The sequence below is a fragment of the Halomonas sp. NyZ770 genome, from assembly GCF_020616575.1.
Taxonomy (GTDB): Bacteria; Pseudomonadota; Gammaproteobacteria; order Pseudomonadales; family Halomonadaceae; genus Vreelandella; species Vreelandella hamiltonii.
In genome coordinates, this window is sequence record NZ_CP085143.1 from 3,402,227 (window position 1) to 3,416,058 (window position 13,832).

Sequence of the window (13,832 nt, forward strand, 5' to 3'; positions counted from 1 at the left end):
CATGACCGTACCCGCTTCGATTTTTCGCGCCTACGATATTCGCGGCATCGTGGATGACACTCTCAGCGAAGCCACCGCCGAGCTGATTGGCCGGGCAGTGGGCTCGGAAGCCGCCGCCCGCGGTGAACACACCGTGATCGTCGCACGGGACGGCAGAGTCTCGGGGCCACGCCTGCAAGCGGCGCTCATCAAAGGGCTCCAGGCCGCCGGGCGCGATGTGATCGACCTTGGCATGGTGCCCACGCCGGTACTCTACTTTGCCACACACACCCTGCCCGAAAGTTGCTCGGGGGTGATGCTGACCGGCAGCCACAACCCACCCGACTACAACGGCTTCAAGATCGTGCTGGCCGGAGAAACCCTGGCCAGCGAAGCGATCACCGCCCTGTATGAGCGCATTCAGTCAGGCGACTTCACCGAGGGCCATGGCCGTGTGCACGCCCACGACCTGCGGGCCACGTATCTGGCGCGGATTCTTGAGGATGTGCAGCTCGCAAGGCCGCTCAGTGCGGTGGTGGATTGCGGCAACGGCGTGGCGGGCGAACTTGGCCCTCAGCTGGTCGAACGGTTGGGGGTGGCCACCACGGCGCTGTTCGCCGAGATCGATGGCCGCTTCCCCAACCACCACCCCGACCCCGGCAAACCGGAGAACCTGCAGGACCTGATGCGCAAGGTGCAGCAGGTAGGCGCAGACATCGGCCTGGCCTTCGACGGCGACGGCGACCGCCTGGGCGTGGTCACGCCGCGCGGGCGAATGATCTTTCCCGACCACCTGATGATGCTGTTCGCCACCGACATGCTCTCCCGCAACCCTGGTGCCAAAGTGGTGTTCGACATCAAGTGTACCGGGCACCTGGCACGGGTGGTGAGCGAGGCAGGCGGCGAGCCGGAGATGTGGCGCACCGGCCACTCGCTCATCAAGGCGCGCATGAAGGAAACCGGCGCCTTGCTGGGGGGCGAGATGAGCGGTCACATCTTCTTCAAGGAACGCTGGTACGGTTTCGATGACGGCCTGTATGCTGCCGCCCGGCTACTGGAAATACTGGCCCGCTACCCAGGCGATGCGGATGCCTTCTTCGACCAGTTTCCCCAGGCAGTGAGCACGCCCGAAATCAACATCACCGTGGCGGATGCCGACAAATTTGCCATGGTCGAGACGCTTGCCAGAGAGGGCGACTTCGGCGAAGGTATCAAAACCACGCTGGATGGTATTCGCGTTGACTACCCCGATGGCTGGGGATTGTGCCGAGCGTCCAACACGACGCCCGCGCTGGTGCTGCGCTTCGAGGGGGAAGACAGCGCGGCCCTGGAACGGATACGCGAGCGCTTCGCACTCGCCCTGCAAGGTGTTTCACCTACGTTGACGATACCAGACACCCCCATCACATGATCATGCCGCGAAGCGCACACCACCCGCGCTACGATGAAGCAGACATTAAAAGCAGATATTAATAGAGCAAAGGGACAATCTCATGAGTTCAGCTAGCCGCGACCCCAAGGTCGTTGTGGAGGTGCTATCCGAAGCCCTTCCCTACATTCAGCAGTTTTCCGGCAAGACCGTGGTCGTGAAGTACGGCGGCAACGCCATGACCGAAGATACGCTGATCGACTCCTTTGCTCGTAACATCGTGCTGATGAAAGAAGTCGGCATCAACCCCGTGGTGGTGCACGGCGGCGGCCCGCAAATTGGCAGCCTGCTGGAAAAGCTCAATATCGAATCGCGCTTCGTCAACGGCATGCGGGTCACCGACTCGCAAACCATGGACGTGGTGGAAATGGTGCTGGGCGGCTTGGTCAACAAGAGCATCGTCAACCTGATCAACCAGAGCGGCGGCAAGGCAATTGGCCTGACCGGCAAGGATGGCGCCCAGATTCGCGCCCGCCAGCTGAAGGTGGAGCATCAAAGCCCGGAAATGACCGCCCCGGAGATCATCGACATCGGCCACGTGGGGGAAGTGGAAGCGATCTCCACCGACCTGATCGAGATGCTCGCGGCCCGCGACTTCATTCCGGTCATCGCCCCTATCGGCGTGGACGCCAAAGGCAACAGCTACAACATCAACGCCGACCTGGTGGCCGGTAAGCTGGCGGAAGCGCTGAACGCCGAAAAGCTGATGCTGCTGACCAACGTGGCGGGCCTGATGAACAGCGAAGGCCAGGTCATGACCGGCCTGACCACGGCCCAGGTAGACGCCCTGATTGCCGATGGCACCATCTACGGCGGCATGCTGCCGAAGATTCGCTGCGCCCTGGACGCCGTCAAGGGAGGCGTCAACAGCGCCCACATCATCGATGGCCGGGTGCCGCATGCCGTGCTGCTGGAAATTTTCACCAACGCTGGGGTAGGCACCCTGATCACCAACGCAGGCTAACTGCGACGGAGGGCAAGAGTCATGAGTGACGACCGCAAGCCTCGCCGTCGCGAGCAAATACTGCAGGCCTTGGCCATCATGCTGGAAGAGGACAGCGGCAAGCGGATCACCACCGCCGCTCTGGCCCGCCAGGTGGGGGTTTCCGAAGCGGCGCTGTACCGCCACTTCCCCAGCAAGGCACGCATGTTCGAAGGCTTGATCGACTTCATCGAAGAGAGCATCTTCGCGCGCATTACGCGGATACTGGAAGACATTCCAGACGCCACCACCCGCTGCAGCACGATACTCTCACTGCTGTTGGGCTTTGCCGAAAAGAACCCCGGCCTGGCCCGGGTACTGGGCGGTGACGTACTCACCGGCGAAACGGCACGCCTGCGCCTGCGCGTTCACCAGCTGTTCGAACGTTTGGAGACCCAACTGAAACAAATCCTCCGCGAAGCCGAGCTGCGTGAAGGGTTGCGCCCCAGCATTCCCGCCTCCGCCGCTGCCAACCTGCTGATCGCGCAAGCCGAAGGGCGCATCGCCCAGTACGTGCGCAGCGACTTCAAACGGCTGCCCACCGAGCACTGGGAAGACCAGTGGGCGCTACTTTCCAGCCAACTGCTGCAACCCAGCCCACAGCTCGCCTGACTACGGGCGCGCTTCATACACGTACAGCCTACGCATACAACGTACACGCCCCCAGGGGTAGCCATCAGCTACCCCTGGGGGCGTGTGTCGTGGTGGTTGCCATGCCTCAGCCACACTGGGCCAGGCATCGCCACGAAGCGTTACACCCTCGCTTGCCCTTGAATCACCGCCTCGAACCCAGCGGGCGTAATCGGTTGCTTCTCGGCATCCAACGCGGTGCCCCCCAACTTGGCCAGCTTCTTGGAAAGCGACACCAGCTTGGCCAGCTGCAGCTTGCTGGGAGCCAGCATGCGCTGGGTCTTGGCAATCTTGATGCTGACGCCCTTCACCGGCGGATGACTGGCCTGGGATTCCGTCAAGGGTGGCAACTGGCCCGACCCCAGCGCATTTTCGATCAGAATCGGCGTGCGAGAAGAATCCCCCGCCACGGCAAAGGTCTTGGTGCGCTGTTCATAAACGGCACCTGCCGAACTCAATACCGCACTCAAGCGGTCGTTCAGCGCAGGCGACGGCTCCTCGAACAGCACCTTTACCTCCCAGGCCGCACTTTCTGCATTCAGTAAGGCCGGGCCTTCTGGCACCACGACGGGCGGCGCCCCACCCAACGCCCCGACTGCCACCGGTACCGCGCTTGCCCGCCGTACCAGCATCATGTATCCCGCCACACACCCGCAAGTCACGCTCAACCAAAGCGTACCAATCGCCACCACCAACACCAACGTTTGGGTATCCATCGCCCTGTTCTCGTTTTGTTAGCCAAGCACCAAACTGCTTACCAGAACAGACCATAGTTCAGGGCAGGCGGTTTGCAAGCTAACATTTGGTCTAGGGCACTAATCAGGAAGGCTTACCTGGCTTAGTTGTAGCTCCAATAATGTCTGCTTCATTTGGTATTCCTCCGTGTTCACCTAGCCAGTACTCAGCCCCTCTTGGACTAGGATCTTTCTTATTCTCAGGCGATAGAATACTTTTTAGCTTACTGGCATTGATACTATCCCCTGTCTCATCAAGCCGCTTTATCAGGCTGTCATGAGTCTTCTGTATCAAAAGCACTGTCTCAATAAACGATAAAAAAGCATTTTGATAGACCTGCAACGCCCTAGAGTACATATTATTGCCGTATCGTGCATTACCGCCAGACACATCAAAATACAAAGCTGTTCCTTTGGAAATTTTAAAGGCAGCCACCAAGGGATCTAAAACAAAACTTCTATAACCCTGACGGGATGGCTGCTTATGTTGCCCATGGCATTCACGCATGACATTTGGAAAATATAACCTACCCTGATCAATCAGTATCGAGAGCTGCAACGATAGCTCACTAGACACCTCGACAGCCTTAGACTGCTCCATCGTGTCGAATTGATAACGCAAACGACTCAGTACCTCAATCACATTACGAGCCCACATTTATACATCTGTGTTCCATTGTGCTCTTTCGTTATCGACTGCCAAGCCACAACTACTAAAAACCACTAAAACCCCACTTACAAAAATGTAGGTGGGGTCTAAGAAAGAGCTAAAACTCGACTACCTAGTCACCTCATCCAATGGAAACAAAAACCCTAGCTTTTCAGAGGCCCTCTGATTAAAAAAGACAGATTTATCATGTGGAATAGTCACTTCATAACCTTTCTTTTTCATATAAGAACTCAGCAAGCGCAACATTCCACTTTGACTAAAGCCATGTATACCAAGCATTTTTGAGTAATCTTTTAACCTAATTAAATAGTCCTCCTTGATTGTATTTTTATGAATTAGACAATGATAAATCAAAGAGTAGAAATAATTTTCTAAATCTGGAGATCTAAACCCATCTTTAAGTATACTTTTTGACAAAATAACTTCACCCCACCTGTCATCATAGTACCCATCTCCTAGACTTCTAAAATCAAAATAAACATACTGACCGTCAATAAGAACTTTATAGTGCACTTCGTTTTTAACATATTCTGCACCAACAACCTTCAATGCCAGTTCAACATCCTCGACATATAGGTCAATATCTCCGTGCGCACCGTACGTATATACTTCAGGCAAACCTTCGAAATTTCTAATCACAACATAACGGGTATTTTTTTCCAAGGTTAGGAAAAATTCTCTAATGCTTCTCCAGCCACGATTTTCTTCCTTAATGCCACCAGTGTTTTGAATATATGTGCCCTGCCAAGCCTTTCGGTAAAAAATATGCTGAAGGTAGCCTTTACCCAAAAGAAGACTGACATCTCGATAAAATTCTTTTTGGTCGTTCGTAGCGTGAATAAAATTATAATATTGTCCATTACTTTTTCGATTCGACATTTTAAAGTAATAAATATTTTTATTAACGTATGTACTCACCCCCCAATGGTCGACATAACCATATTCTGGGCTTTGGTCTTCTACTACATAAGCATGAAATGGAAGGACGCCTATATCATTTTCCTTTTTACAGCCGCGCGGCAGATTTTGGCCGTAAAAAAGCTTCATGTTCGCGTTAAACTCATCTCCAACACCCCAGTCACAATAAAAAGCATCTACGATATGAAACTGACCAGCCATGATCTCTTCAAGAACTTTTCTATTATTATCGCCGCTTCCCCATATAATTATTAAATGATGCTCTCTAGCCATCACGGCATTTCTTTTAACCTGAGAAATCATTTTGAATATTGCTTCATTATCATAACGCGCATACGGATTCAACCCTGGGGCTTTATTTCCATAAGCATAAGATTGCTCTCTACTTTCAACCGCCCATGTAAAGTCTATAAGTTTAAAACCCTGTTTTTCTTCATTATACAAAATATTTAATGGGTGAATATCTCTATGCTGCACACCCAACTTTCTTAGTTCTTCTTTTAGACCATATAGCCAGTCAATAAAACTCTCTGGCTCGAACGTAGTTTCTTTTTTTAAAGAACGGCCTTCAGGAATAGCATTATTTCGTTCGCCAACAGTTTCACCCCAGCGCTCAAGAACGATACCTCCCTCACAGTCTTTAATATACTTGATAAAATAATCTGAAGAATATTTCATCAAAAAGCAGCGCTCTCCAATGCGGTTATACTCATGATTCAAAACATGATATTTCTCATTATAATACTTAAAAACCTCATCTTTAAAAATATGCACTTCCGACTCAAACCCATTAGAAATTAAAACTCCTTCTAATGATAGTCCAGCCCGCTTTGACAAACGTTGTATTTCACCTTCAGAAATGCGTTTATTCAAAAGGGCTCTATCAGGCTTATTACCACCACCCGTCATCCCTTTTTCATAATCAACTTCAACCAAAACAGAATCTGGGTTATAAACCAAATTACCAGCAGCTTTTGCAATATAAGTCAACTCATCGTCAGCGCAATGAGAATTATAACCAGAATAAAAAACATTACCCCCATAAACAGGCTTGACCCAGCTCTTTCTAACCATACCAAAAGAGGCTATCTTTCCCTGCCATTTACCATCATTAAACGCAAGCATCCCTTTACCTGATGTTTCTAGGGAATTATAAGCAGCTCTTAGCCACCCCATTCCTGGAAAGGCATCTTGGGCCAAGTAAACAACATATTTAACATCACACCGCGCCGAGACTTCGTTAAGAGTATTTATAAAGCCTTTGCGCAACGTGTCAATAGCTATTATGACCTTCAGGGGCATAGCAGCGCGCTTTATTAATATATCAGCAGTTTTAAGACCCAACTCTTTATTGATACAAGGCATTATTACAGCTATTCCTGCAGGGTCAAAATAGCTATATGAGGCAACATCACTCACATCCAAAATATCAATAAAACCCTTGTGCTTATCCAAAAAACCCTTTTTTATTTCACTGTTTTTGGAATTCAGAGATAAAATCCCAGAACCACCCTCTCCTTCATCAAGAAGAAAAACAAGGTATTTTAACTTCTTCAGTCTTTCTTCACTTAACTTTTCTCGCCTATGACAAGCTGGAATTAAAACAACATCTACTTCTACTATTGAGCCATTTTTATCAGAAAGTTCATCACACACGTGATCGTGCGCTCTTGTATACTTGGCATTCAATAATCGATATACTTCAAAACCAGATTTCTCTCCCCAAGACTCTAATTCAGAAAACCTAACCTGCTTGTGAAAGCTAGGCCTAAAAAAGGCCTTGGCTTGAATACACAATGCATCTTTTAAGTAATCACTACCATTATATAAAATCTCAATAGCACTGTTCAATCCATCAAGAAACAGAAGATCAATGGCAGGCAGCCCCTCAATAGCATTTATCGAGACACTACTTATCGGCAACTTGGACAGAACCCTCAGAGGATCGCTTTCTTCGCCAGTCTGAAGTTCTTTTATTGGCTCCAATGTGCCTGTTAACTCTGGGTCCAATGTTGCATACAATACCTTATCACTACCATCTCCCAAAGTTGCATGAGGGTAATGGTGCCATTCTCCTAGCTCTTTCAGTGTTTCTGCTTGTTTAGTCAGCAAGCTACCAGGGTCAAAAGTTATAACGTTAAAGTTGCCTGTTTGCATCCATTCTGCAAAGCGTGGGTGACGGGCGAAACGAGCCCCGTTATCCATCACCATGACAGGGCTATCCAGATCCCACTCGAAAGATGCCTCTTGAGGCACAGGTACGCTTTCTACCTCTATCAGAGCTACCGGCTCTGACTCACCGGCAAACCAGGCATCACCCTCTTTGTTAAAAGTGAGAGCCTCGGGTGCCTTACCTTCACAGTGACGCTGCCAGATGGCACGCATGGCGTAGGTAAAATGTTTGGCAAAGCGTTTACCATCACACACAGGGGACTCTTTCAAAATCGTGCGCAACGCGGCGCGTATAACTGCCAAGCTGGGTAAATCCGCTGCCAGCTCTTTTGCACGTTTGCGGAAGTCATCCCAATTATCGGTGACCAGTTCAGGCAAACCAGCGTTGGCAAGATGGGTCGCGCTATGACGGCCTGCAAACGTAGGGCCTACACAAGTGACGACAGGCACACCCATGGCCAAGGCTTCGCAGGTGGTCAAGCCACCAGAATAGGGCCAGGTATCGAGTGCGATATCAATGCGCTGATAGGTTTCCAAAAACTCTTTATGCTGCGCAGGGCCTTCCAATAACAAGCGCTCTGCACCAATACCAAACTCCGCAAAGCGCGCCATCTTATGTTGGCAAAAGGCCTCGCCCTCGAACTGAATGCCTCTCAGCAGAAGCTTGCTGTTTGGCACTTCGTGCATCAACGTCGACCACTCTTGGATCAGCTCACGTGAAAGCTTGGCCGGGTTATTCAAGCAGCCAAACGTGACAAAGCCATTTTTCAGCGCAGGCAGACTCGTTACTTCAGGCACATAGTCTGGCAGATGATAACAAACATAGTCATCTGGCAAACGAATCAGTTTTTCAGTGTATAAATGGTCAACATTTCTGGGTGTTTCAATACTATCACTCAATAGATAATCAAAGCATTTAAGCCCCGTAGTGTTAATCAGTATACCAACCCATTTCACAATTAGCGGCGCGGGCTCTTTGGCTAGCGCCATGAACTTCGAGCCTTCACCACCCCCGTTCATATCAATAAGAATATCAATCTTATCGTGGCGAATTTTTTGGCTCAACTGTTCATCGCCTAGCTCAACCACAGAGACCCAACTATCCGCTACTTTTTGGACTTCAAGCGTCAGCTTATCTACAATCTGATTAGTTGTATAAAAAAACAACTCTACTTCGTTTTTATCTACGGCTCTAAGAGCAGGCAAAATCATTTGGCCTACGGGGTGCGTCCTAAAACTGCCTGACAAAAGCCCAATCCGGACACGCTTACCTTTTCTTTTCTCTGTGCTCGCGCGAACGACTTTTTTTTCTTTCACATAACCTGACTCAAACTGCTTGGCTAACTCAAAAAGCTCTTCAGCACTATAGTCAGGATTATAGTGCTTAGCAATAAAAGAGTTATAGGCTGCTGCCCCATTTGGACCAATAGCCAGCTCGTCTTTGAAATGTTGTTCTGCTGTCTCATAGTCACCCTCACGCAAACTAAGGCTAGCCAAATGATTACTGACGCCCACTTTTTTTGGACTTAGCTTTTTCAGCATCATGGACGCTGCATACGCTTCACTATGCCTTTTCAACTGATCAAGAATGCGGCTACGCCACACGAGCGTATCTTGATATTTTTCATCTAGCGCATACGCTTTATCATTTGCTGCCAACGCTTCATTATTCAAGCCTACAACATGGTAAGCCCTGCTTAGCCAAACCCATACACGCTTTTCTGATGGAATCCTTTCGCTCAAAGAGGTCAAACGCTTGATACTCTGGTGCGCATCACCCCCAAAGAATTCATACTGCGCTAATTTTAGCTCAGACAGCGGGTTGTCGCCATTGGCCAGTTCGATGGCTTTTCGCATGGAGCGGCAGGCATCTTTCAAGTACTGTTGCCTAGCCTGCACATTGGCCAGCATTTCCCAACCATGGGGGCTCGTAGCATGTTGCTGGGTAAACACTTCGGCAAGCTGATAGGCAGTGCTTAATTCTGATTTATCCAGGGCATCTTGTATTTTTTGTAGTGCCGCCAGCTGGGCAGCATTACCCGACGTTTTGTGTGCTTTTGGTTTACCAAACTGCTTTTGCTTACCTTTGCGTGCCATTTCCTGTAGCCCTTGTGTGGGAGTGTTGCCAACCATTCACTGCATTGTAGCGTAGCTGCAAGCACGAAAAAGGCTGGCCAATGGCCAGCCTTCGCTGCTATTTCTTGCTTTAACCGCGAGGCAATTAGCCCAGCAGGGACAGAACAGACTGCGGCGTCTGGTTGGCCTGGGCCAGCATGGAGGTACCCGCCTGCTGCAGAATGTTGGCACGCGTCAGGTTGGAGACCTCTACCGCGTAATCCGCATCCTGGATACGTGAGCGCGCATCGGTCAGATTGGTGATGTCAGTCGTCAGGTTTTCGAGTACAGACTCGAAGCGGTTGATGGTCGCACCCAAGGTAGCACGCTCATCGTCAACGATTTGCAGGGCGGCATCAATAGAATCAATTGCGTCACGGGCAGAGGACGCATTTGTTACATCGATATCAGCAATATTCAAACCGCTGGCACCAGCAGTAACGTTTACAGTATCAATAGTTAGAGTATCGACACCCACAGTTGTGTTAGCCCCAACTTGGATGTTAAGAGTATCGGATCCAGTGCCATTCAGCAGTGAGATACCATTAAAGCTGGTGGCGTCGGCAACCCGGGTAATTTCAGAGATGCGCTCTTCAATTTCCAGTGCGATAGATGAACGGTCTTCTGCAGTGTTGGTGTCGTTCGCTGCTTGTACGGCCAGCTCACGAATACGCTGCAGGTTGTCGCTGATCTGGTTCAGACCACCTTCCATGGTTTGCGCCAGAGAAATACCGTCGTTGGTGTTACGCTGCGCCTGCTGCATACCGCTGATCTGAGCGCTCATGCGGTTGGCGATGGCTTGACCAGCAGCGTCGTCGGCAGCGCTGTTGATGCGCAGGCCAGAAGACAGACGCTCTTGAGCTTTGGCCAGCATGGCCTGAGAGTTGGACAGGTTATTCTGACCGATCAGGGCAGTGATGTTGGTATTGATCACAGACATGGAAGTGCTCCTTGAAGATTAACTGGCCACGAGGCCTGCTTTGCGGCGGTTGACCGCCGTTACTTTAAATAACGGCAGGCCCAGCCAGATCTTTAACCCAAAACACCACTTTTTTTGTAATGGAACGTAACACTCAAGGCTTAACGGCGGTTGCTGCTCTGCATGGCATTGAGCATGCTGAACTGCTGAGATAAGTAGGAACTGGTGGAGTTCATTTGTGCAATCATGCCATCCAGCTGGGCAAACTGGGTGCGGTAGCGGGCAATGTTGCGCTCGATCATCAGCTCCATGCGCTCTTTGCGCTCCTTGAGGCTATCGATACGCTGCTCGGCGCCGTTCACCGACGTTTGAATCAAGCCATCATCGCCAGTAATGGCTTTGAGCGTGGAGCTCAAGCGCCCAGCAAAGCCTTCTTCTGCCTTTTCACCAGCGAAGAACGCTGCCAGACCTTCCGGATTGCTCGCGATGGCTTCGGTCAGTTTGGTGTCATCGACGGTGAGACGGCCACGTTGATCAATGGCAATACCGAACTGGGAAAGACGGCTAAAATCGCCAGTATCGGCCAGCGGGTCGGTAATATCGCGACTCAACCGTGTCTGGATAGTGCGCACCGAACGGTCACCCAACAGCTCACCCGACGTTTCACCTTCCCCGTTGAACGCCGTCATACGGCCCATGGTGGATCTTACTTCATTGTAGGTACTGACAAACTTGTCGATGGCTTCGCGAAGCAATTCAGAGTCACGCTCGATCACCAGGCTCACTGGCTCTTGAGACGTCGCGGTCAAGTCCAAGGTGACGCCTTGAATGGCTCCTTCCACGCGATTTTTGCTGCTGGTAATGGCAATGCCGTTCACTTCCAGCGCGGCATCTTGCCCAGCGCGGCGGGTGTTGGTATCCATGGCCAGGCCATCCAGGCCCGAAAAACCGATGACCGAGGCATCTTTACCGGTTTCTTTGGAGCTCAACGCCAACCGAAAGCCCGTGCCGTCGTTCACGATAGACGCCATGACACCCGACTCGGCATCGGCGTTGATTTGATCACGCACGCTCGCCAATGTACTGCCCGCCGCAATGGTAATGGTTTTGCTGCTGGCAGGGGGGGCAGTGGGGTCAAACACTCCATTGGTGTAGGTGGCACCAAAATCGAGTGTCAGGGTAGTTTCAGTGGCTGCCAGCACTTGATCCATCGTCACACTGCTGGAAGCCACACTTCCCGCACGCGCCAACTGCGTGACATTGATGTCATAGCGGCCTGCATTGGCCGTTTCACCGGCAGTAGCGCTCACTCCGTTGCCATTCACCGTGCTGGTTTGCTGGCGAAACGTAGAGGTATCGTTCAGCGCTACGATCGAATCCTGCAAGCGCCCCATGGCCGATTCCAAACGGCCCAGGGCCGAAATCTTGCTTTGCTGGGTATTTTGCTGCTGGGTGAGCGGGGCCAGTTTTTGCCGCTCAGCCGCTTGGAGCTGATTCAACAGGCCATTAAGATCCAAACCTGAACCAACGCCAAGAGAGGTAATCGTCGCCATGGTGGCTCAGCTCCTTGTGAATTTAAAAATAGACTGGGTAGGTTATCGGCTGGGGGGAAAAAAACTTTAGCCCAAGGGTAAGGGGCTGGCTATCAAAAAAGCCTGGGGGCAATCCCAGGCTTTTGTCTAATACTTCGGCAACGATTCCTCCCTGGACACTCAGTTCTGGTTCATTTGCCCCAGCATGGCCAGCTGTTGCGTCAGGTAGGCACTGGTCTGGTTCATTTGCCCTACCATGCTGTCCATGGCCACGAACTGGGCACGATAGCGTTCGATGGACTGGTCAATACGGTTTTCCATGGTGGCAAAACGGTCGTTGAGAGAGGCCACCCGGCTTTCAGAGCTGCTGACGGCATTTTCCAACCGCCCAGAGGGGCCCACCAACTGTTCGATGGCTGATGTGATCTGCCCTGCCATACCGCCCTCACTCGATTCACCGGAGAAAAAAGCTGCTAATTGGTCAGGCTGGTTGGCAATCACGCTATCCAGCTTGTCATCATCGATGGCGAGCGTGCCATTGAGCTGTAAAGAGATACCGATATCGGAAAGCACACTGAAGCCATCCCCCTCCACGCGGCTGCTCAATGCCATGCGTAATGCCGACTCTACCGCCCGCGTGGCGCTGTCGCCATTTAGCTCGCCCGCGGTACCGCTATCCGGGTTATAGGCGGTCAAACTATTGATGGTGTTTTTCAGCGCGTTGTAATCTTCCACGAACGCAGTGATTTGCTCACGAATGGCATCGCTGTCTTGGGCAACACTGACGGTACTGGTGGAATTCGCTTCTGTCAGCGTCAATGTCACGCCCTGTACCGCGCCTTCCACCTGGTTGGTGGAGCTCACGATATCGATACCGTTTACGCTGAAGCGCGCATCCTGCCCGGCTTGTACTACCTGCGTGTCACTGGTCTCGGCATCGGCGTTGAGCAACTGCGAAAAGTTGGTGCTTTCGATGCTGGCGTCTGCACCTGTTTCCGTGGCGTTGACCGAAAGACGGTAGCCCAAACCATCATTGATGATGGAGGCACTCAACCGCCCGTCACTCTGGCTGTTGATGGCATCACGCATGTCTTCGAGTGTGCTGCCATCGGCAATGGTGATGGGCGCCATCTCGCCTTCCGCAAGGTTGAAGCTGAGCGTTTGCTCGCCACTGGTAATCGCGGTATCAGCAGACGCCAGGCGTTCGGTGACCAAGCTGCCCGCCGTGGCCAATTGCTCTACCTGAACCTCGTACTGACCAGGCTGGGCATCATTGCTGCTGGCGGCACTGACAGCACTGCCTTCCACATTGGTCGAAAGACTTTCAAAGGTTCCTGGCTCATTCAGGCTTTTCGCAGATGCTTGAAAAGCAGACAGCGCGCTTTGCAGCTGCCCGTAGGCAGAAATCTGCGCCTGCTGGCTGTCGATTTGCTGTTGAATGGGTTCCAGCTTGGCACGCTCGGCCTGTTGAAGCTGAGTGAGCAGACCGTTGAGATCCAACCCTGAACCAATACCTAACGATGTGATGGAAGCCATAACTATCAATGCCTTATTTCTGCGCGTCTTGAACGCTGCGTGTCTAGTGTCAATCGCTCGAAGTGATGATGCGTTTATTCGCTCCTGAGCAGTACGATGGCCAAACCCCGCATTATGTTCCTGTCAAAAACGGGGCATTTATATTGCCGTTACTTAAAACCGTCGGCTTGTGTACTAATAACTTGAACAATATGGCTCTTTTTTTCGTTTTTATAC

The 13,832-nt window shown here is 51.4% G+C and carries 9 protein-coding genes; 3 read left to right on the plus strand and 6 right to left on the minus strand.

Annotation, left to right across the window (positions count from 1 at the left end):
- Position 1: 1 nt before the first annotated feature.
- The 3 genes from LG409_RS15720 (at position 2) to slmA (ending at position 3,002) form a co-directional block, all read left to right on the plus strand.
- Positions 2–1,390, plus strand: a complete 1,389-nt coding sequence (locus tag LG409_RS15720) for a phosphomannomutase/phosphoglucomutase (RefSeq protein ID WP_227407086.1) — start codon at positions 2–4, stop codon at positions 1,388–1,390.
- An 82-nt stretch (positions 1,391–1,472) separates the two neighbouring features.
- Complete coding sequence (argB, locus tag LG409_RS15725; protein ID WP_193461738.1) at positions 1,473–2,372, plus strand: acetylglutamate kinase; 900 nt, start codon at positions 1,473–1,475, stop codon at positions 2,370–2,372.
- Positions 2,373–2,393: 21 nt separating this feature from the next.
- Positions 2,394–3,002, plus strand: a complete 609-nt coding sequence (gene slmA / locus LG409_RS15730) for a nucleoid occlusion factor SlmA (protein ID WP_039175213.1) — start codon at positions 2,394–2,396, stop codon at positions 3,000–3,002.
- Between the two features lie 140 nt (positions 3,003–3,142).
- Here slmA and LG409_RS15735 read toward each other — a convergent pair whose 3' ends face one another.
- The 6 genes from LG409_RS15735 to fliD (LG409_RS15760) form a co-directional block, all read right to left on the minus strand.
- Positions 3,143–3,736, minus strand: a complete 594-nt coding sequence (locus LG409_RS15735; RefSeq protein ID WP_227407087.1) for a hypothetical protein — start codon at positions 3,734–3,736, stop codon at positions 3,143–3,145.
- A 103-nt stretch (positions 3,737–3,839) separates the two neighbouring features.
- On the minus strand, positions 3,840–4,397 hold the full coding sequence (locus LG409_RS15740; RefSeq protein ID WP_227407088.1) for a hypothetical protein: 558 nt from the start codon (positions 4,395–4,397) through the stop codon (positions 3,840–3,842).
- A 135-nt stretch (positions 4,398–4,532) separates the two neighbouring features.
- A complete protein-coding gene (locus LG409_RS15745; RefSeq protein ID WP_227407089.1) occupies positions 4,533–9,611 on the minus strand; it encodes an O-linked N-acetylglucosamine transferase, SPINDLY family protein in 5,079 nt (1,692 codons plus the stop codon).
- Positions 9,612–9,735: 124 nt separating this feature from the next.
- Positions 9,736–10,569: a flagellin N-terminal helical domain-containing protein gene (locus LG409_RS15750; RefSeq protein WP_227407090.1), complete on the minus strand. Its 834-nt coding sequence runs from the start codon at positions 10,567–10,569 to the stop codon at positions 9,736–9,738.
- Positions 10,570–10,709: 140 nt separating this feature from the next.
- A complete protein-coding gene (gene fliD, locus LG409_RS15755; protein WP_227407091.1) occupies positions 10,710–12,101 on the minus strand; it encodes a flagellar filament capping protein FliD in 1,392 nt (463 codons plus the stop codon).
- A gap of 159 nt (positions 12,102–12,260) precedes the next feature.
- Positions 12,261–13,616, minus strand: a complete 1,356-nt coding sequence (gene fliD / locus LG409_RS15760) for a flagellar filament capping protein FliD (RefSeq protein ID WP_227407092.1) — start codon at positions 13,614–13,616, stop codon at positions 12,261–12,263.
- Positions 13,617–13,832: the final 216 nt, after the last annotated feature.